Source organism: Streptomyces sp. NBC_00683 (assembly GCF_036226745.1).
Taxonomy (GTDB): domain Bacteria; phylum Actinomycetota; class Actinomycetes; order Streptomycetales; family Streptomycetaceae; genus Streptomyces.
This window is the reverse complement of sequence record NZ_CP109013.1, coordinates 2,214,697-2,234,824: the sequence shown is the minus strand read 5'-3', so window position 1 is coordinate 2,234,824 and position 20,128 is coordinate 2,214,697. Positions and strand designations below refer to the sequence as shown.

Here is a 20,128-nt window from a genome sequence, read left to right as displayed (position 1 = left end):
GCCGACGACGTCGTGGGCCGTCGGCCGGTCCCCTTGTGCGCCAAGAAAGTTGGCTTCGCCGTGTGGGGTCGATTACACGAATTTCCATCATTCGATCTTGCGAATGAATTGTGATCACCAATTCGGGGCTTGTTCCTTTCGCTATTTCTCGCCTACGGTCACCCTCACTCCGGATGGAACGCCGAATCCTGCCGCCGTCCGGTAACCCGACCACTCACGTACGGCAGGAGCGGGGGACCCAGGTAAGCGCCGATCCGGTATCCGGAGCGGCTCGGGGTGAAGTCGCATTCGCGTGCGACCGGGCATCTCCAGCCCGAACCCGACAGCTCACTTCGCAGGCGACGGAGAGGAATTCACCATGCCCGCAAAGGGTAAGCACCGTCGTTCCAGGACCAGTTCGCTGACGCGCGGCATCATCGCCGTGAGCACGGGCGGAGCCGCTCTGGCCCTCCCCGTGATCGGTGCGACCGGCGCCTTCGCGGCACCGGCCCAGCCGGTCGCCATCGAAAAGGCGTCGACGTCGACTGCCGTTTCCGTAAAGGGAATTACGGCCAAGAAGTCCGCGCCCGTCACCTATTCCGTGATCTTGGGCGACTCTCTCGCCAAGATCGCACGGGGACATTCCGTGAGCGGTGGCTGGCAGGAGCTGTACAAGGACAATCGCGCGGCTGTCGGCGACAACCCCGATCTGATTCGCCCCGGTCTGAAGCTGACCATCGGCGCCAAGGCCGAGAACAAGGCCGCGAAGGCCGGCAAGGCCGAATCCAAGGCCTCCGGCGCTGCGGACCGCGCCGAGAAGAGCGCCGACCGCGCCGACCGTTCGGAGCGCACGAGCACGAAGCTCGCCGCCCAGGGCGCGCCCGCCGCCGCTCCCGCGGCCCAGCCGGCCACGTACACGAACGACCTCGACGGCTGGATCAAGGAGTCGCTGGCGGTCATGGCCGAGCACGGCATCCCCGGCAGCTACGACGGCATCCACCGCAACATCATGCGTGAGTCCTCGGGCAACCCGCTCGCCATCAACAACTGGGACTCGAACGCCGCCGCAGGCATCCCGTCCAAGGGTCTCCTGCAGGTCATCGACCCGACCTTCGAGGCCTACCACGTGCCCGGTACGTCCTCGGACAGCTACGACCCGGTCGCCAACATCACCGCCGCGTGCAACTACGCCGCAGACCGGTACGGCTCGATCGACAACGTCTTCGGAGCCTACTGACACACGGCCGTGTGACGGCTGAGAACGACCGACGGGTGGTGCGGGTTCGGACGAACCCGCACCACCCGTCTGTGTGTCCCGCCCTCCCGCGCCGGTCCTACGACTTCAGGTAGTGCAGCACCGCGAGGACCCGGCGGCTGTACTCCGTGGTGCTCGGCAGCTCCAGCTTGTCGAAGACGGAGCCGAGGTGCTTCTCGACCGAACTCAGCGACAGGTGCAGCCGCTGTGCGATGGCGGCGTTGGTGCGACCCTGCGCCAGCTCCTGCAGGACCGTGCGTTCCCGGGGAGTCAGCCCGGCCAGCGGATCGCTGTGGGTACTGCGGAGCACCAGCTGCCGTACGACCTCGGGGTCGAGCACCACACCCCCCGCCCGGATCCGCTCCAGCGCGTCGAGGAACTCGTCGACCTGCGCGACCCGGTCCTTGAGCAGGTACCCCACCCGCTCGGCGCCCCCTGACAGCAACCGGGCCGCATAGGTGCGCTCGACATGCTGGGACAGCACCAGCACACCGACCGCCGGCCACCGCTCGCGGATGTCCAGGGCGGCCCGCAGCCCCTCGTCGGTATGGGTGGGAGGCATCCGGATGTCGACGACGACGAGGTCCGGTGTCCGCGCCTCGGCCTCCCGGACCAGGGATGTTCCGTCTCCCACCGCGGCGAGGACGTCGTGCCCCTCCTCCGCCAGCAGTCGGACGAGGCCCTCCCGGAGCAGCGTCGAGTCCTCGGCGAGCATTACGCGCACAGCAGCTCCGCGGTGATGGTGGTCGGTCCCTTCGGGGGGCTTTCGATGTGCAGCAGGCCGTCGAGCGCGTCGACCCGGCTCCGTAGCCCGGTCAGCCCGCTGCCCGCAGGATCCGCACCACCGATGCCGTTGTCCCGGACCCGCACCGACACCCGGTTCCCGTCGCCCCGGACGGTGACGGAGATGTGTGTGGCACCGGAGTGCTTGGCCGCGTTGGTGACGGCCTCCGAGACCACGAAGTACGCGGCTGTCTCCACCGGCCTGGGCAGCGGCACCGCGAGAGCGAACTCCATGCGCAGCGGAATCACGCACCGCTCGGCCACGCCGCCGAGCGCCTCCTCGAGACCCAGGCTGTCCAGCGCCGACGGATAGACGCGCCAGGCCACCTCCCGTAGCTCCGTGAGGACGTCCCTCGACTCCTTGTGCGCCTGGCGCAGCAGCGCTTCGGCCTGTTCCGGCGTCCGGTTGCGGCGGGCGCGGCCCAGGAGCATCGCCAGGGCGACGAGCCGCTGCTGGACGCCGTCGTGCAGATCGCGTTCGATGCGCCGGCGCTCCGTGTCGACCGCTTCGAGGACCCCGGCACGACTGGCGGCGAGTTCGTCGATCCGCTGTTCCAGCAACTCCCGTGCGGAGGGGCCGAAGTGCTCACGGGCCAGCCGGGCGTCGAGGGCGCCCAGGGAGACGAGCCCCTGCAGGTCGAGGAAGAGCAGGACACCGCCGAGGGCGGCCTGGGGCAGCAACTCCTGCCAGCTCGTGGTCGACCGGACCACCCCGGCGGCCAGGAGTCCGGCCAGTACGGCCCCGAACACGAGCAGCCCGGTCACGAAGGCGAACAGGACGCCGGTCCAGGTGCGCGCGGCCACGTAACGCAGGACGGCCCGCCCGGACGCACGGTGTACGGGGAACACGTCACCGAAGAAGACACCGCGCCGCCACCGCTCCAGCTCCGCGAGCCTGCGGGCCCCACCGGCCAGCAGGGCGAGCGCGCGGCCGTGGGTACGGGGCCACAGGAGGAACGGTCCCAGCGCCGCGCCCGGAACCGCGAAGTACAGCAGGCCCAGGAGCGCGGTGCAGCAGCCGAGCAGAGCGCCGGCGGCCCGGCGGGGGAGCGGGAACGGCTGTGCCGCGGGGACGGTCCCGGCGCCCCCGGAGTCCCGGAGCGGGCGTGCCGCGTCGTCCATGACGTCCTCCTGCAGGGATACCGGGACAGGCGCGGGCCACACGATACCGGCGGACCGTGATCGTCCCGCGGACGGCCGGGAGCTCACGGGGTACGGCGGTGCTGCCCCCGGTCGCGGGAGCGCAGCCGCACTCCGACGTACCCGGCGACGGCCACCAGGGCGAGTACGACGACGGCCTTGGACAGCACTCCGACGTAGGCCTCCACGGTGTCCCACCCGTCGCCGAGCCAGTAACCGGCCATCACCAGGACCGAGTTCCACATCAGGCTCCCCAGGGCCGTCAGGACGACGAAGAGAGCGAACGGCATGCGCTCCACGCCGGCCGGTACGGAGACGAGGCTCCGGAACACCGGCACCATGCGGCCGAGCAGAACCGCCTTGGTGCCGTGCCGGGCGAACCACTGCTCCGTACGCTCCAGATCGGCGGGCTGGACCAGCGGCAGCCTCGCCCAGACCGCGTGGACGCGGTCGCGGCCGAAGAGCATCCCGACTCCGTACAGGACCACCGCGCCCACGACCGAACCGAGCGTCGTCCAGAACAGCGCGGACGTCAGGCTGATGACGCCCTGCCCGGCCGCGAATCCGGTCAGCGGGAGGATGACCTCGCTCGGCAGCGGCGGGAAGAGGTTCTCCAGGGCGACGGCGAGGCCCGCCCCGGGAGCACCCAGGGCGTCCACGAGACCGGCCGCCCAGCCGGCGATGCCGTCCGCGGGTTCCTGGGGAAGGGCAAGCGGTGCGTGATCCATGAGCGGTCTCCTGGCCGGGGCACGAGACGCGCGGGGTCCGCCACGCCTCTCCAGGAACGCTAGGGAGCGCGGCGCTTCACCGGTACGAGGGTCGCCGTCGTGGCCGTGGGGGTTCACCGCACGGGGCACCCTGCGGGTTCCCGCAGGGTGGGGACGAGAGCCGGGCCGCGGATCAGCCCCGGCATCGGACAGGTCCTCGGCGTCCGCCCCGTTGCTCCGCCGGCCGGACCGCTGTGACTGGTCTCGTACAGGTTCGTCGTCCATACTGCCCGCCGTGGAGCAGCGCATAGATTCGAACACCAAGCCCGAGTTCGCCGCGGGAACAGACCCGGCGTACATCCCCGGCCTGACGGCCCCTGCCCCCGCGCGGACGGAGGGGGATGCGGAGAAGGCGCCGGAGGAGTCCGACGTGCTCGATGAGGGCGCCGGCGAGGACGGTTCGACGGCTGTCGCCGACGAGGCGGAGACGCCGCAGGACGCGAAGCCGGAGCCTGACGGCCCGGAAACGCCGGAGGAGTCCTCGGAGTCCGCGGAGTCCTCGGACAAGGCGGAGAGCGGGGAGTCCTCGGACAAGGCGGAGTCGTCCGACGAGGAGGACGGTCCGGTCTTCGAGGTCAGCGACCGGCGCGGATCCATCAGGGTGGCCCGCGAAGGTGTCCGGTTCCGGCTGGACGACCAGGAGGCGGAGTTCGACTGGGCGGAGATCGGCGCGGTCGAGGTCAGGACCGGCCGCTTCGGGCGCCGGTTCACCGTCACGGTCCACCTGTCCAGCCGCCGGTGGTTCAACGCCGAGGTCGAGGCCGGAGCGAGGAGCAGCCTCAAGGAGTGGACGGCGGAACTCGACGCCGCCCTGGACGCCTACTTCGAAGAGGCCTGACCGCGTCCTTCGGCCGTGCGCCGGACCGTGCGCCGGGTGGAACACCCGCCCGCCGCACGGTCCGTCGGCGTGCCCGTCAGGCCCCGGCGGCCGCGTCGAGGACCACCGACCGGGTCAGGTGGCGGGGAAGGTCGGGGTCGAGGCCGCCGGCCACCGCACGGGCGATCGCCAGGCGCTGGACCCGGACCAGCTCGGCCAGCGGGTCCAGGCCGCTCTCGATCCAGCGGGCGCCGGTGGCCAGCACCTGCTCCGCAAGGCCCTCGGGCGCGGAGCCGAACATCCAGGTCGCCGTCCCGGTGGTGGCGATGCTGATGGGACCGTGGCGGTACTCCATCGCCGGATAGGACTCGGTCCAGGACAGGGACGCTTCCTTCATCTTGAGCGCCGCCTCGTTGGCGAGACCGACCGTCCAGCCCCGGCCCAGGAAGCTGAACTGGGTGCAGTCCAGCAGTCCTTCGGGCAACGGTTCGGCCAGGGCGGTCTCCGCGTCCCGCACCGCGTCATCGGTGTGCAGGCCGAGGTGGGCACGGAACAGGGTGAGTGCGGTGGTGGCGAAGCGCGTCTGCACGACGGACTTCTCGTCGGCGAAGTCGAGCACGACCACCTCGTCCGCGGCCGTCATCACGGGGGTGTCCGGATCGGCGGTCACGGCGACGGTGGGTGTGGCGCCGCTCAGCCGGCTCAGCAGGTCGAGCACCTCGGTCGTGGTCCCCGAACGCGTCAGGGCGACGACCCGGTCGTAGCCGCGGCCCATGGGGAACTCCGATGCGGCGAAGGCGTCGGACTCGCCCTGGCCGGATTCCTCACGGAGCGCGGCGTAGGCCTGCGCCATGTAGAACGACGTTCCACAGCCGACGACGGCGATGCGCTCACCGGTGGCGGGCAGGACCGCCGCACGGTCGGCTGCGACCTCTGCGGCGCGACGCCAGCACTCCGGCTGGCCGGCTGTCTCGGTCTCGACATGGGACACGTCTGGGCTCCGCTTCCGCTTCCGCTGTTCGCTCGTGCCTGGGATGCCCCGGACCGGTGCGGCCCTGGTGCAAGAAATCTTTGCGTGCATGTTCAATTTTGCATATTACATGGGTCAATCGAGCAAGAACAAGCATGAGCGGGATGGATCAAGGGGCAGTGGTCCAGCTGTTTTCAGCCATGCTCAGCGGGTAGTCGGCTCAATCCGGTTCCGTCGCAACAGGCTGGGTATCTGCCGCGTGATACGAGGCCCAAGGGTGAAATTCCGGGGAAAGAGCGGAAAGTCCGCCACACCTCAGGGGATGGGTGACCCCGGACGGTCACCGAGGCGCGGCGTGCGGCCGGACGGAGGGGCGGTTTTGCGTCATTGAGCTCTCCAGTTGGCCGAGTTCGAACACGCGGCCGGAACGCTGTCGGCATAATCGCCCCATGTCGATCACGGGTGGAGACGTCGCTGACCTCGGCAGGGGCCTGTATGCCTGGCTGCCGCCGAAGCGGGGCTGGGGGCTGGCCAACTGCGGTCTTCTCGTGTCGCCGCGCGGGGCGCTCTGGATCGACACCCCGTACGACCCCGTGCTGGGCGGACAGTTCCTCGCGGAGAGCGAGAAGCGGCTGCCCGACGGGGTGACCATCGACCGTGTGATCGTCACGCACGCCAACGGGGACCACTTCTGGGGCGCCGGCGTGCTCCCGGACGCCGAGATCATCGCGACGCGCGAGGCGCGGGAGCACATCCACTACGAGCCCACCCCGAAGCAGCAGCACGCACTCGTGGCCGGCAGCGATCCGGCCACGCCCCTCGGCGCGTACCTCAACCGCCACTTCGGCGACTTCGACTGGTCGGGCACCGAACCGGTGCAGCCGACCACGTACTTCACCGGGGAGCTCGAACTGACCCTGGGGGAGTACGCGGTCCAGCTGTCGGCCCTGCCGCCCGCCCACACCACGGGCGACCTGATCGTCCATCTGCCCGCGCAGCGCGCCGTGTTCAGCGGCGACATCATCTTCTCCTCCACCGCGGAGCAGCCGGGCGACCACCCGATCCACTGGGCCGGCCCCCTCAGCAATGTGATCGCGGCCTGCGAACAGGTACTGGCCACGGGCGCCGAGGTGATCGTGCCCGGCCACGGACCGGTGCTCGATCCGGCCGGCGTACGGGAGCACATCGGCTACCTCTCCTACGTGCGCGAACGCGCCCACGCCCTCCATGCGGCGGGAGTGCCCGCGATCGAGGCCGCACGCCGGGTGATCGGCGAAGGCCGCTACCCCGCTCTCGGCCTGGCCGAGCGGCTGGTGGTGACCATCGGGAGCGAGTACCGGCACCTGGACGGCTCCGAACTCCCCGGCGTCCTGCAGGTGATGTCCGATGTGGCGGCGCTCGCGCACGAGAGCGAGCGGGGACCGTCCGGCGGCGAGCCGGAGTGACCGCGGGCCGGAGCGACAGCCTGAAGTCCCGCGGCCCCACGGGGTGCGGCCTCCGCCCGACAAGAGAGACACGGTGACGCTGTGCTGGCATGGATCGTGGCGCTGATCGCCGTCATCACGGCGGTGACAGCCGTCGTACGGGCCCATCAGGCCCGCCTCGACGCATACGGGGCCTCCGCGCGCGCCGAGCTGGCCGACCGTCAGGCAAGGTCGGCCGAGGCCCGGACGTTGGCCCTCACCGAGGAGATACGCCAGCTGGCCGAGAAGCGGATACCCGCCGCGGCGACCGCCCTCTCCCACCCGACCGCGCCGGTTCCCGGACTGCGGGAGGCCGCCGGGATCGAGGGCGACGCCGCGCGCCTGCTGACCGAGTCCGTACAGGCCGCGCGCAACGCGGTCATGGAGGAGCGGGGGCGCGTCGACGCCGCCGCCCGGTCGGCCATGCGCGGTACGTCCGCCAAGATCCAGTCACTGCTCAACCAGTCGCAGCACCTGCTGCAGGAGCTCCAGCACGAGTACGACGATCCGCGGATCCTGCAGCTCGACTTCCGGAACGAACTGGCGCTGCGCCGCACCCAGGCAACCGCCGTGCTCTGCGACGCCTGGCCGGGGCTCGCCCGGGAGAACTCCTCGCTCGTCGAGGTCGTGCTCGGCGCCCAGTCCCGGGTCCCGGGATACGAGCGGATCAAGGTCGCCAACCATCTGCGCCAGGAGCGGCTCGCACTGGTCGCCCGGGCCGCCGAGCCCTTCGCGATCGCCCTCGCCGAACTGCTGGCCAATGCGACGGCGTACTCGCACCCGGACACCGAAGTGCCCGTGACGGTCCAGCAGACGGCGGGGCGCGGCGCCCTGGTCCTCGTCGACGACGCCGGGATCGGCATGGACGAGGACGCGCTGAAACGGGCCCGCGCGCTGCTGGCCGGGCCCTCGGAGGTACTGCTGACCGAGCTGGGGGATCCGCCGCAGACCGGGTTCGCCGTGGTGGGGAGGCTCGTCGCGCGGTACGGGTTCAGCTGCCACATCGAGTCGTCGCCGTACGGGGGCATGCGCACGATGCTGCGCATCCCCGCCCATCTGCTGACCGTGATCGACGACGACCGCACCCTGTCCGTGCTCGCGCCGAAGCCGGTGCAGACGCGTACGGTCGCGGCCGGTGCGGGTTCGGGCGCCGGCGACACGGCCGCCAGTGCGGACCCGAGCCCCATCGGCGAGGAGGACGGTTCCGCCACCCCCGTCATCCCCGCGGCCTCGCCGGACGAGCGCCCCTCCGCACTGCCCAGCCGGCGCCGCAGGAACCGTCGGACGGCCGCCCCGGACGCCGCAACAGCCGCACCGGGCGCGGCGCTGGACGAGCCCGTGCTCCGTACGCCCGAACAGGCGGGGGCGTCCTGGACCGCGCTCCAGCAGGGCACCGTCAGCGGCAGGAACGCTCCGGCAGCCGCCGCAGAGCCGGCGCCCTCAGCGGATCCGGCGTCATCCGCAGACCCGGAGCCCTCGGCCGCCCCGGCCTCCTCAGCACTCTCAGCATCCTCATCGGACGACCAAGGAGACGACGAGACGTGAGCACCACTCCCACCACCGGTGATCTCGCCTGGGTGCTGACCCCGCTGCTGGAACTGCCCGGTGTGCAGCACGCCGTGGTCGCCACCGGTGACGGGCTCGTCGAGGGCGCGTCGCCCGGCCTGGACCGTGCGTCCGCCGAGCGGGTCGCCGCGATGACAGCCACCCTGCACGCCGCCGCCCGTGCCTTCACCACCGCCTTCACGGAGGCGGAGTCCCCCCGGCTGGCACAGACGGTCGTGGAGTCCGACCTGGGCTTCGCCATCGTCGTACCCGCGGGCAGGAACACCACCCTCGCGCTGTTCGCGGCACCCGACGCGCACCTGGGCAACATCGCGTACCAGATGCAGGTCCAGGTAACCGCGCTGACCCGGGCGATGCACGCCCCCACCCGCCTGCCGGACGCTGCCACCCGGCCATGACCCCCGGCCCAGGACGCCGCCTGATTCCCGCATACCTGGTCACCGGTGGCCGTTCCACGCCCACCGGCCCCGCGCTCGACCGGCTCGCCGTGCTCGTCCGTACGGACGAGGCTCTGCCGCCGGGCTCCGGTTCCGAGCAGCGCAGACTGTGTGAACTCCTGGAGCCGGGAGCCCTCACGGTCGTCGAGTGCGCAGCACACCTGGAACTTCCGGTCAGCGCCACGGTCTTCCTGGCCACGGACCTCGTGGCCGCCGGACATCTGCACGCTCGACCACCGATCCCCAGTGCCGGTGAGATCGACCGGTCGCTCGTCGAGAGGCTGCTCGTTGGACTCCGTTCCCTCCACTGACCGGGGCGGCATCGGCTATCTGCCGAGTGCCGCCGAGACCCTGATGAAGCTCGTCGTCACGGGTCCCTTCGGCGTGGGCAAGACGACCCTGATCCGTACCCTGTCGGAGATTCCGACTCTGCACACGGAAGAGGTGATGACGCAGTCCAGCACCGGACTCGACGACACCGCCGGGCTTCCGGACAAGACCACGACCACCGTCGCCATCGACTTCGGCCGGCTGACCGTCCAGGACGATCTGGTGCTCTACATGTTCGGCACCCCGGGCCAGGAGCGCTTCTTCCCGCTCTGGGAGGACATCGCGCGCGGCGCCCTCGGCGCCCTCGTGATGGTCGACACCCGCCGCCTCAAGGACTCCTTCGCCGTCATGGACATGGTGGAGGAGCAGGGGCTGCCGTACGCCGTGGCCGTGAACCGCTTCCCCGACGCACCCGCCCACACCGACGAAGTCCTGCGCAAGCATCTCGACCTCGCCCCGGGCACCCCGCTCGTACAGTGCGACGCCCGTGAACGACGCGGCAGCATCAACGCCCTGATCGCCCTCGCCGAGCATGCGCTGACGTGCCTGCCCAAGCCCCAGGACCCGTCATGACCGCGCACACCCCGGGCGCCGTGCCCGCAACCCGCACCTCTCCCTACGAGCCGCTCGAGCTGTACGGACCGGGTTTCGCGGCCGATCCGCACGGCCACTACCGCGAACTGCGCGCCCAGGGGCCGCTGGCCCGGGTCCGTATCGCTCCCGGTATCGACGCGCTGCTGGTCACGGACTACCAGGCCGCCGTCGACCTGCTGCGCGACACCGACACCTTCACCAAGGACCCGCGCACCTGGCAGGCGGGCGTGCCGGCCGACTCGCCGGTCCTGCCCGTGCTCGGCTACCGGCCCACCGCGCTCTTCACCGACGGCGCCGTCCATGCCCGGTACCGCGACGCCATCAACGACACCCTCGCGCTGATCGAGCCGCATCTGCTCAGGACGGAGGTGGCCCGGGTCGCCCAGCAGCTCATCGGCGCCTTCTCGGCCACCGGCAGCGGTGATCTCATCGCCCAGTACGCCAGGCTCCTCCCGCTGCACGTCTTCACCGCGGCCTTCGGAGTGCCGCCGCAGGACAGCGAGCGGATCGTCCGCGGCATTGCCGGGATGATGAACTCCGCCGAGGGCGCGGCAGCGGCGTACGCCGACCTCGTCGGCGTCGTGACCGACCTCGTCGCCGACCGGCGTGCGCGTCCGGGGCGCGACCTGACGACGTACCTGCTCGCGCATCCGGCGGCACTGGACGACCACGAGGCCGTGCGACAGATCACATTGATCATGAGCGCCGGGCACGATCCGACGACCAATCTGATCGGCAACGCGCTGCTCCACATGCTCAGCGGCACCGGGCACACCGGATCCCTGCACGGCGGTGCGACGACCGCGCACGAAGCGATCGACGAAGTGCTGTGGCGGGATCCGCCGATGGCCAACCTGGGGGCCCACTACCCCCGGCACGACACGGAGTTCCACGGCGTCCCGCTCCGCGCGGGGCAACTGCTCCTGGTCTCCTTCGCCGCCGCCAACACACAGTCCCTGCCCGGCCTTTCGGACCCTGCGGTGCGTTCCGGGACGGGTGCCCATCTCGCCTGGTCGACGGGTCCGCACCGGTGCCCGGCGAAGCAGCCCGCGCTGCTGATGGCGATGACCGCGATCGAGCAGCTCACCAGTCAGCTCTGCGACCTCGAACTGGCCGTCGACGCCGCGGAGCTGGTCTGGCGACCCGGCCCCTTCCATCGTGCGCCGGCTCATCTGCCGGTCCGGTTCACCCCCCTCGACACCCTCCCCGCAACGGACACCCGTTCGACCCAGGAAGGTGTCGATCACACCGCGACCCGTGTCGGTGGTACGCCGAACGGGTGAGGGGCGAGAGAATTGCCCGATGAACAGCGAGCGCAGCCGGCGCACAGCCAACCGGCTTACGGACGGGGTGGTTCTGTGAGCAGGTACGACAGGTACGACAGATACGACGCCACCGACGAACAGTGGGAGGGGCTCGCCCAGGTCGTACCGCTGAGGGGGCGCAACGAATGGCCCTCCCGCGTCGACCACCGCACGGTCCCCGAAGAACGCGTTTCGGTCGAACAGCGCCGGCTCGTCGTGCTGAGGGTCCAGGTGTTCGCGGACGCGCGCGAGGTGGCCGAGTACCTGGTGGCACAGATTCCGGTGCTGCTCGATCTGACGGGCGCCGAGACCGACGTGGCCAAGCGGATCCTGGACTTCAGCAGCGGCGTGGTCTTCGGACTGGGCAGCGGGATGCACCGCGTCGACCGCAACGTCTTCCTGCTCGCGCCGGTCGGCATGGAGGTCGAGGGGGTCACCGCGGCGGGCGTACCCCAATCGTAGGAAGGTCGTGCGGGCGGAACGGTTCGCCGGTCGGCGGCGTGCGTACGGTCCGCTCATGACTGTGATCACCACGAGGACCACCCCGACGCGCACCGGTGTCCCGGCCCGTCCCGCCCGCCCCTTCGTCAGCGAACTGAGGCTTTCCGCCTTCGCCTCGTACCGCCGTGCCGCGATTCCCCTTGGCCCGTTCACCCTCCTGACCGGGGCGAGCGGCAGCGGGAAGACGACCGCCCTTCGCGCGCACGAGGCGCTGGCGCGGCTCGCTTCCGGCGACCCGCTGGAAGAGGTCTTCCCGGACCCAGGGGCCTGGGTGCCCGAACGGACCGGGGCCGATGCGCAGGGGCGGCGGGGATTCAGGCTCGGCTGCACCGTGGAGGGCCCCGCCGGTCCGGTGGGACTGGATCTCGCCGTCCAGGCCGAGCCCACCCTCCGCATCGTCGGCGAACGGCTCGTGGACGGCGGCGAGACGCTGCTGACCACGGCTCTGCGGGATCCCAGGCGCTCCGCCGTCCAGGCGGCCTGGCACACCGCGGGGGCGGTCCCGGTGACACGGGCACCGTTCCCCGACGACCGGCTCGGCACGGCGCTGTTGCCGCTGCGCGTCGCGGGAACCACCGAGGGGCAGTTACGGGTGCTGGCCGCCGCCGAGCAGGTGGTGGTGGCGTTGCGGTCGGCCTTCGCCTGCGATCCGCAGCCGCAGCGGATGCGTGGGGCGGTTCCGGTCGGGGAAGGGCGCCTGAGGCCCGCTTGCGACAACCTCGCCGACGTACTCCGCCGCACCCACACCCAGTGCGCCCAACGGCACGCCCGGCTGGTCGCCACCGCGGACGCCGGGTGCGCGGGACCCGTGACGGGACTGACCGTCGAACACCTCGCGGGCGGAGCCGTGCGGGCACGGGCGGGGCGCGGGGCCGGGCACAGCACCCCCTTGTGCCGTCTCGGCGACGGTGAGCTCAGGTACCTGGCGTTCGCCCTCGTGCTGCTGACCGGTCCTCATGTGCTGGTGGTGGACCCGGCCGCGGAGGTGCCGTCGGCGATGCAGGCGCTCACGGTGCTGGCCGACGGGCTCGACCGGAGCCTGGACGCGCGGCAGACACGTGAGCTGCTGGCACTGGCGGCCTCGATCTGCGGGGACGGCCACATCCGGGTGCTGGGCACCGTCACCGAGGCGACCGCGGCACTGGCCCGCGGGACGGCGGGAGTGACAGTGGTAGACCTGGCACCGTGACGGACTTTGATGTAGCTGAACTGCAGCGGCGGCTGGCCGACTTCGCGGCGGCACGGGCCTGGGAGCAGTACCACACCCCGAAGAACCTGGCGGTCGCGCTGAGTGTCGAGGCCTCCGAACTCCTGGAGATCTTCCAGTGGCTGACACCGGAGCAGTCGGCCCGGGTGATGGAGGATCCCGGGACGGCGCACCGGGTCGCGGACGAGGTGGCCGACGTTCTGGCGTATCTGCTGCAGTTCTGCGAAGTGCTCGGTGTCGACGTGCTGGCGGCGCTGGCGGCCAAGATCGACCGGAATGAGGTGCGCTTCCCGGCGCCGAAACCCACTCAACTCGACGGTCGTCACTCTTCGGAGTGATCGACTTCTCCACAATCGACTTCCTGTCCACAGATTTCCGATTTCCTCTGGCTTTCCGGTGCCGCTCACCTCACTGTGGGTAATGAAAGAGGTGAGCGGGTTTTCGCAACGACGGGGGAATCACATGGAAGCGGAGCGGCTTATCGAGGCCGGGCGGCGGGCCCTTGCGGCGAGCCGGGGGGCCCCGGCCGTCATGGCGGAGGCCTGGCAGGCGCAGGCGCTCGCCCGGACGGTCGGCGGACAGCTGGTGCGCTGCGGACCGGCGGAGTTGCGGACCGACGCACGCGGACTCAGCGAGATCGGCGGACGGGGCGCCGCCGTGCTCGACCACCCGATGGTGCCGGCCGGTGCCGCGCGGGCCGCACAGCTCTCCGAAGTGGCCGATGTGCCAAGAACGTTGGGCGCACTCGGGCTGCTCCTCGGTGACGTGGGCATCGCGCTGGTCGGGGTCGCCTGCGACACGGAGGAGGACGGGCTCTACTGGCAGTGCATCGAGGCGATAGACGCCGTCGACGAGTCGATCGACAGGGTGCACGGGATGCTCAGACGGCTCGCCGCACAGGAACAGGAGCGGGAACAGGAGCAGGGCCGGGAGCGTGACGGTCCGTACGGGGTGATTCGCGGGCCGGCCGGCTTCGTGGCCGGGCAGCCATGAGCCCGACCCGAAGGTGCAGGATGGAGGCATGGATCTTCGAATCTTCACCGAGCCCCAGCAAGGGGCCGACTACGACACCCTGCTCACTGTCGCCAAGGCCACCGAGGACCTCGGCTTCGATGCCTTCTACCGTTCGGACCACTATCTCCGCATGGGCTCCGGGGACGGGCTGCCCGGACCGACGGACGCGTGGATCACCCTGGCCGGTCTGGCCCGCGAAACCAAGCGGATCCGGCTCGGCACGCTGATGACGGCGGGCACCTTCCGACTGCCCGGAGTGCTGGCCATCCAGGTGGCCCAGGTCGACCGGATGTCCGGCGGCCGGGTCGAGCTGGGCCTGGGTGCGGGCTGGTTCGAGGCGGAGCACAAGGCGTACGGCATTCCGTTCCCCAAGGAGAAGTTCGGCCGCCTGGAGGAGCAGCTGGCGATCATCACGGGGCTGTGGGGGACCGAGGTCGGCAAGACCTTCACCTACGACGGCACGTACTACCAGCTCACCGACTCACCCGCGCTTCCCAAGCCGGCCCAGGCCAAGGTGCCTGTCCTGATCGGCGGGCACGGTGCGGTCCGCACGCCGCGGCTGGCCGCGCAGTACGCGGACGAGTTCAACATCCCCTTCGCGTCCATCGAGGACAGCGAGAAGCAGTTCGGCCGCGTCAGGGAGGCGGCCAAGGCGGCCGGCCGTGCCCCGGACGACCTGGTGTACTCCAACGCCCTGGTGGTCTGCGCCGGGAAGAACGACGCGGAGGTGGCCCGGCGGGCCGCCGCGATCGGCAGGGACGTCGAGGACCTCAAGGCGAACGGCCTGGCGGGCTCACCCGACGAGGTGGTCGACAAGATCGGCCAGTACGCGGCGATCGGAGCGTCCCGGATCTATCTGCAGATCCTCGACCTGCACGACCTGGAACACCTGGAGCTGATCTCGTCGCAGGTCCAGGCCCAGCTGAGCTGACGGGAAGGAGCAGCTGTGGAATCCGCCCGGACTCCCCACGAGCCGACCGGCCGTACCCTCGGCGACGCGCTCGCCGAAGGCACCGTTGTGCTGGACGGAGGTCTCTCCAACCAACTGGGGGCGCAGGGGTGCGACCTGTCCGACGCACTGTGGTCGGCCCGGCTCCTGGCCGACGCGCCCCAGCAGATCGAGGCGGCCCACGCGGCCTATGCGCGGGCGGGGGCGCAGGTACTCATCACCGCCAGCTACCAGGCGACGTTCGAAGGGTTCGGGCGGCGCGGCATCGGACGGGACAGGGCCGCCGAGCTGATGGCCGGCAGCGTGGCGCTGGCACGCGGGGCCGGTGCGGGCACCGGGCGGGAGCTCTGGGTAGCAGCCTCCGTCGGACCGTACGGGGCGATGCTCGCGGACGGCAGCGAGTACCGCGGCCGATACGGGCTGAGCGTCCGCGAGCTGGAGCGCTTCCACCGCCCCAGGGTGGAGACCCTGGCTGCGGCGGGCCCCGATGTGCTGGCCCTGGAGACGGTGCCGGACCTCGACGAGGCGGAGGCGCTGCTGGAGGCGGTTCAGGACTGCGCCGTCCCGGTCTGGCTCTCGTACAGCGTGGCGGGTGACCGGACCAGGGCGGGCCAGCCGATCGAGGAGGCCTTCGGGATCGCTGCGGGCAACGACCAGGTGGTGGCCGTCGGGGTCAACTGCTGCGACCCGGCGGACGCGGAGCGTGCGGTGGAGGTGGCGGCGGCCGTGACGGGCAAGCCCGTCGTCGTCTATCCGAACAGCGGCGAGGTGTGGGACGCCGTGGGCCGGAGGTGGACCGGGGAAGGCACCTTCGACCCGGGGCGGGTGCGGGACTGGCAGCGGGCCGGCGCCAGACTCATCGGGGGCTGCTGCCGGGTCGGCCCGTCCGAGATCGCCGAGCTGGCGGCTCTGCCGAGACCGACCGGACCCGAAAATGCCTGGTAGGAGGTGGGGTGCAGGGCCATACTCGGACGGGTGTTCCTGACTATCAGCACGACCGGCACCCCGGAGCGTCCCGCCACCGATCTCGGCTTTCTGCTGCACAAGCATCCCGAGAAGGCGCAGACGTTCTCCACCTCGCACGGCACCGCGCATGTCTTCTACCCCGAGGCATCCGCGGAGCGCTGCACGGCCGCGCTCCTGCTGGAGGTGGATCCGGTGGCGCTGGTTCGGCGAGGCAAGGGCAAGGGCCGGGGCGGCGCCCCCGATGCGGCGCTCGCGCAGTACGTCAACGACCGGCCGTACGCCGCCTCGTCCCTCCTCTCGGTCGCGATGACGACGGTCTTCAAGTCCGCGCTGAACGGGGTGTGCCGCGCCATGCCCGAGCGCGTCCAGGAGCCCCTCCCGCTGCGCGTCGAAGTGCCCGCACTGCCGGCCCGCGGCGGCGTCGAACTGGTGGAGAAGCTCTTCGGGCCGCTCGGCTGGAGGAGCGTGGACGCCGTAGCCGTACCGCTGGACGAGAAGTTCCCCGAGTGGGGCGACTCGCGCTACGTACGGCTCGTGCTGGAGGGGGAGTTGCGTCTCGCCGACGCACTGCGCCAGCTCTATGTGCTGTTGCCGGTGCTCGACGACGCCAAGCACTACTGGGTCGCGCCCGACGAGGTGGACAAGCTGCTGCGGGCGGGCGAGGGGTGGCTGGCCGAGCACCCCGAGCAGCGGCTGATCACCAGCCGCTATCTCTCCCGCCGCTGGGGTCTGACCCGGCAGGCGATGGAACGGCTCGAACTGGTGCGGCTCGCCGAGTCCGACGACCTGGAGGTGGAGAGCGTCGACAACGCCGTGGACGAGACCACCGACACCGAGGAGAAGCCGGTGCCGCTCGCCGAGCAGCGCCGTGCGGCGATCCTGGAGGCACTGCGCGCCGCCGGGGCGAGCCGGGTGCTCGACCTGGGCTGTGGGCAGGGCCAGTTGGTGCAGGCGCTGCTCAAGGACGTGCGGTTCACGGAGATCGTCGGGGTCGACGTGTCGATGCGTGCTCTGACGATCGCCTCCCGCAGGCTGAAGCTGGACCGGATGGGGGAGCGGCAGGCCGGCCGGGTCACGCTCCGGCAGGGCGCACTCACGTACACCGACAAGCAGCTCAAGGGGTACGACGCCGCGGTGCTCAGTGAGGTGATCGAGCACCTCGACCTGCCGCGACTGCCCGCGCTGGAGTACGCGGTGTTCGGTTCGGCGCGGCCGCAGACCGTGCTGGTGACCACGCCGAACGTCGAGTACAACGTCCGCTGGGAGACGCTCCCGGCCGGACACGTGCGCCACGGCGACCACCGTTTCGAGTGGAGCAGGGAGGAATTCCGCGTCTGGGCCCGGCAGGTGTCCGAGCGTCACGGCTACGGCGTCGCGTTCGTACCCGTGGGGCCGGACGACCCCGAAGTGGGGCCGCCCACACAGATGGCCGTGTTCACGATGTCCACGGAGAAGGACACGACCGGCGAAGAGTCCGGTGCGGAGAACGACGAGAAGAACGACGGAAAGACGAAGGAGGCGAAGGCCGCATGACCAGTACCTCTCGCACGCTGCCGGTGACCGACCTCTCCCTCGTCGTGCTCATCGGCGCCAGCGGATCGGGCAAGTCCACCTTCGCCCGCAAGCACTTCAAGCCCACCGAGATCGTCTCCTCGGACTTCTGCCGCGGCCTCGTCGCCGACGACGAGAACGATCAGAGCGCGAGCCGTGACGCCTTCGACGTCCTGCACTACATCGCGGGCAAGCGCCTCGCGGCCGGACGGCTCACCGTCGTCGACGCCACCAACGTGCAGGCCGAGAGCCGCAAGCAGCTCGTTCAGCTGGCCAGGGAGCACGACGTGCTGCCCATCGCCGTCGTGCTCGACCTGCCCGAGGAGGTCTGCCTCGCGCGCAACGCGAAGCGGCCCGACCGCGCGGACATGCCCCGCCACGTCGTCCAGCGCCACCGGCGCGAGCTGCGCCGTTCGCTGCGCGGACTGGAGCGCGAGGGCTTCCGCAAGGTGCACGTCCTGCGCACCGAGGAGGAGGCCGACAGCGCCGAAGTCGTCCTGGAGCGCCGATACAACGACCTCCGCCACCTCACCGGCCCCTTCGACATCATCGGTGACATCCACGGCTGCAGTTCCGAGCTGGAGTCCCTGCTCGGCAAGCTCGGATACACCGACGGCGCGCACCCCGACGGGCGCACCGCCGTGTTCGTCGGCGACCTCGTCGACCGCGGTCCCGACAGCCCCGGTGTGCTGCGCCGCGTCATGTCCATGGTGTCGGCCGGCAACGCCCTGTGCGTTCCGGGCAACCACGAGAACAAGCTCGGCCGGTACCTCAAGGGGCGGCAGGTCCAGGTCAGATACGGCCTCGCCGAGACCATCGAGCAGCTGGAGCGGGAGGACGCGAAGGACCCGGAGTTCCGGGAACAGGTGAAGGAGTTCATCGACGGGCTGGTCAGCCACTACGTCCTGGACGGCGGCAAGCTGGTCGTCTGCCACGCGGGCCTGCCCGAGAAGTACCACGGGCGCACCTCGGGGCGGGTCCGTTCGCACGCGCTGTACGGGGACACGACAGGCGAGACCGACGAGTTCGGCCTGCCCGTGCGCTACCCGTGGGCGGAGGACTACCGCGGCCGCGCGGCCGTCGTCTACGGCCACACCCCGGTGCCCACCACCTCCTGGGTCAACAACACCCTGTGCCTGGACACCGGAGCGGTCTTCGGCGGGAAGATGACCGCGCTGCGCTGGCCGGAGCGCGAGATCGTCGACGTACCGGCCGAGCAGGTCTGGTACGAGCCCGTGAAGCCCCTGACGACCGAGGCTCCCGGAGGCCGTGAGGGGCGTCCGCTCGACCTCGCCGACGTGCAGGGCCGCCGCATCGTGGAGACCCGGCACATGGGCCGGATCGCCGTGCGCGAGGAGAACGCGGCGGCGGCCCTCGAGGTGATGAGCCGGTTCGCCGTCGACCCGAGACTGCTGGCCTATCTCCCGCCGACCATGGCCCCGACCGCGACGTCCCACGAGGAGGGCTTCCTGGAGCATCCGGCCGAGGCCTTCGCCCAGTACCGGGCGGACGGCGTCGCCAAGGTCGTCTGCGAGGAGAAGCACATGGGTTCGCGTGCGGTGGCCCTGGTCTGCCGCGACGCGGACACGGCGCGTGAGCGCTTCGGCGCCGAGGGCCCCACGGGGGCGCTGCACACCCGTACCGGCCGGCCGTTCCTGGACGACGTGGCGCTCACCGAGGTGATCCTCGGCAGGCTCCGCACGGCCGTCACCGCCGCCGGACTCTGGGAGGAGTGGGACACGGACTGGGTGCTGCTGGACGCCGAGCTGATGCCCTGGTCCCTCAAGGCGGCCGGGCTGCTGCGCTCGCAGTACGCGGCGGTGGGCGCCGCGTCGGGTGCGGTCCTTCCCGTGGCGGGCGAGGCCCTGGCCGCGGCGGCTGCCCGCGGTGTGGACGTCGGCGCTCTCGCCGGACGTCAGCAGGAGCGTGCCGCGGACGCGGCGGCCTTCACCGAGGCTTACCGCCGCTACTGCTGGAGTACCGAGGGGCTCGACGGTGTCCGTCTCGCGCCGTTCCAGATCCTTGCCGTGCGGGGCCGCTCACTCGCCTCCGTACCGCACGACGAGCAGCTGGCCTGGCTGGACCGCCTGGTCGAGCACGACCCCACCGGGCTGCTCCAGGTCACCCGGCGGCTGGTCGTCGACACCGGGGACGAGGACTCCGTGCGCTCGGGGATCGACTGGTGGCTGGAGATGACCGGGCGCGGCGGCGAGGGCATGGTCGTCAAGCCGCTCGGCGCGCTCGTCAGGGACGCGAAGGGCAGGCTGGTCCAGCCGGGCATCAAGGTGCGCGGCAGGGAGTACCTGCGGATCATCTACGGCCCCGAGTACACGCGTCCGGAGAACCTGGACCGGCTGCGTTCGCGGTTCCTCGGCCACAAGCGGTCGCTGGCCCTGCGGGAGTACGCCCTCGGCCTGGAGGCCCTGGACCGGCTGGCCGACGGAGAGCCCCTGTGGAGGATCCACGAAGCGGTCTTCGCGGTACTGGCCCTGGAGTCCGAGCCGGTCGACCCCAGGCTGTAGCTCCCGGGCCCGT

At 71.1% G+C, this 20,128-nt stretch carries 20 protein-coding genes and 1 riboswitch; of the genes, 16 read left to right on the top strand and 4 right to left on the bottom strand.

The genetic code is table 11. The features are described from left to right. The first annotated feature begins 169 nt into the window (after positions 1-169). A riboswitch (cyclic di-AMP (ydaO/yuaA leader) is annotated at positions 170-356 on the top strand. A gap of 2 nt (positions 357-358) precedes the next feature. Beyond that, positions 359-1,216, top strand: coding sequence for a transglycosylase SLT domain-containing protein (locus tag OG257_RS09790; RefSeq protein WP_329206543.1), 858 nt, complete (start codon positions 359-361; stop codon positions 1,214-1,216). 97 nt (positions 1,217-1,313) lie between these two features. On the opposite strand, the gene OG257_RS09785 is transcribed toward OG257_RS09790, so the two are convergent. The 3 genes from OG257_RS09785 to OG257_RS09775 all read right to left on the bottom strand — a co-directional run bounded on the left by OG257_RS09785 (position 1,314) and on the right by OG257_RS09775 (position 3,885). Then, positions 1,314-1,949, bottom strand: coding sequence for a response regulator transcription factor (locus OG257_RS09785; RefSeq protein WP_329215004.1), 636 nt, complete (start codon positions 1,947-1,949; stop codon positions 1,314-1,316). Further along, positions 1,949-3,139, bottom strand: a complete 1,191-nt coding sequence (locus OG257_RS09780) for a sensor histidine kinase (RefSeq protein WP_329206542.1) — start codon at positions 3,137-3,139, stop codon at positions 1,949-1,951. The genes OG257_RS09785 and OG257_RS09780 overlap by 1 nt, the downstream gene beginning before the upstream one ends. A gap of 83 nt (positions 3,140-3,222) precedes the next feature. Then, positions 3,223-3,885 (bottom strand): DedA family protein, encoded by a 663-nt coding sequence (locus OG257_RS09775; RefSeq protein WP_329206541.1) that lies wholly within the window; start codon positions 3,883-3,885, stop codon positions 3,223-3,225. 274 nt (positions 3,886-4,159) lie between these two features. Here OG257_RS09775 and OG257_RS09770 point away from each other — a divergent pair, with 274 nt between their 5' ends. Then, positions 4,160-4,762, top strand: coding sequence for a hypothetical protein (locus OG257_RS09770; protein ID WP_329206540.1), 603 nt, complete (start codon positions 4,160-4,162; stop codon positions 4,760-4,762). 76 nt (positions 4,763-4,838) lie between these two features. Here OG257_RS09770 and OG257_RS09765 read toward each other — a convergent pair whose 3' ends face one another. Then, positions 4,839-5,732 carry an SIS domain-containing protein gene (locus OG257_RS09765; protein WP_329206539.1) on the bottom strand — a complete coding sequence of 298 codons (894 nt, stop codon included), beginning with the start codon at positions 5,730-5,732 and terminating at the stop codon, positions 4,839-4,841. Positions 5,733-6,160: 428 nt separating this feature from the next. Between OG257_RS09765 and OG257_RS09760 the strand changes: the two genes are divergently transcribed. From OG257_RS09760 to OG257_RS09695, 14 genes are all read left to right on the top strand, one after another. Further along, entirely contained in the window at positions 6,161-7,156 is a 996-nt protein-coding gene (locus OG257_RS09760; RefSeq protein WP_329206538.1) for an MBL fold metallo-hydrolase, read from the top strand. A gap of 81 nt (positions 7,157-7,237) precedes the next feature. Then, positions 7,238-8,719, top strand: a complete 1,482-nt coding sequence (locus OG257_RS09755; protein WP_329206537.1) for an ATP-binding protein — start codon at positions 7,238-7,240, stop codon at positions 8,717-8,719. Continuing rightward, positions 8,716-9,138, top strand: a complete 423-nt coding sequence (locus OG257_RS09750; RefSeq protein WP_329206536.1) for a roadblock/LC7 domain-containing protein — start codon at positions 8,716-8,718, stop codon at positions 9,136-9,138. The genes OG257_RS09755 and OG257_RS09750 overlap by 4 nt, the downstream gene beginning before the upstream one ends. Then, a complete protein-coding gene (locus OG257_RS09745; protein WP_329206535.1) occupies positions 9,135-9,488 on the top strand; it encodes a DUF742 domain-containing protein in 354 nt (117 codons plus the stop codon). Before OG257_RS09750 ends, OG257_RS09745 begins: the two co-directional genes overlap by 4 nt. Next, positions 9,466-10,080 carry a GTP-binding protein gene (locus OG257_RS09740; RefSeq protein ID WP_329206533.1) on the top strand — a complete coding sequence of 205 codons (615 nt, stop codon included), beginning with the start codon at positions 9,466-9,468 and terminating at the stop codon, positions 10,078-10,080. Before OG257_RS09745 ends, OG257_RS09740 begins: the two co-directional genes overlap by 23 nt. Further along, the gene (locus OG257_RS09735) at positions 10,077-11,384 is read left to right on the top strand and encodes a cytochrome P450 (RefSeq protein ID WP_329206531.1); all 1,308 of its coding nucleotides are present in this window, start codon (positions 10,077-10,079) and stop codon (positions 11,382-11,384) included. Before OG257_RS09740 ends, OG257_RS09735 begins: the two co-directional genes overlap by 4 nt. Before the next feature lie 75 nt (positions 11,385-11,459). Beyond that, the gene (locus OG257_RS09730; protein ID WP_329206530.1) at positions 11,460-11,867 is read left to right on the top strand and encodes a cell division protein SepF; all 408 of its coding nucleotides are present in this window, start codon (positions 11,460-11,462) and stop codon (positions 11,865-11,867) included. A gap of 55 nt (positions 11,868-11,922) precedes the next feature. Then, entirely contained in the window at positions 11,923-13,095 is a 1,173-nt protein-coding gene (locus tag OG257_RS09725) for an ATP-binding protein (RefSeq protein WP_329206529.1), read from the top strand. Then, positions 13,092-13,451, top strand: coding sequence for a nucleotide pyrophosphohydrolase (locus OG257_RS09720; protein ID WP_329206528.1), 360 nt, complete (start codon positions 13,092-13,094; stop codon positions 13,449-13,451). Before OG257_RS09725 ends, OG257_RS09720 begins: the two co-directional genes overlap by 4 nt. Positions 13,452-13,575: 124 nt before the next feature. After that, positions 13,576-14,106: a DUF6099 family protein gene (locus OG257_RS09715; protein ID WP_329206526.1), complete on the top strand. Its 531-nt coding sequence runs from the start codon at positions 13,576-13,578 to the stop codon at positions 14,104-14,106. A gap of 28 nt (positions 14,107-14,134) precedes the next feature. Further along, a complete protein-coding gene (locus tag OG257_RS09710) occupies positions 14,135-15,058 on the top strand; it encodes an LLM class F420-dependent oxidoreductase (RefSeq protein WP_329206524.1) in 924 nt (307 codons plus the stop codon). Between the two features lie 15 nt (positions 15,059-15,073). Continuing rightward, positions 15,074-16,021: a homocysteine S-methyltransferase gene (gene mmuM, locus OG257_RS09705; protein ID WP_329206522.1), complete on the top strand. Its 948-nt coding sequence runs from the start codon at positions 15,074-15,076 to the stop codon at positions 16,019-16,021. Positions 16,022-16,051: 30 nt separating this feature from the next. Then, positions 16,052-17,575 carry a 3' terminal RNA ribose 2'-O-methyltransferase Hen1 gene (locus OG257_RS09700; RefSeq protein WP_329206521.1) on the top strand — a complete coding sequence of 508 codons (1,524 nt, stop codon included), beginning with the start codon at positions 16,052-16,054 and terminating at the stop codon, positions 17,573-17,575. Then, on the top strand, positions 17,572-20,115 hold the full coding sequence (locus OG257_RS09695) for a polynucleotide kinase-phosphatase (RefSeq protein ID WP_329206519.1): 2,544 nt from the start codon (positions 17,572-17,574) through the stop codon (positions 20,113-20,115). Before OG257_RS09700 ends, OG257_RS09695 begins: the two co-directional genes overlap by 4 nt. The last annotated feature ends 13 nt before the right edge of the window (positions 20,116-20,128 follow it).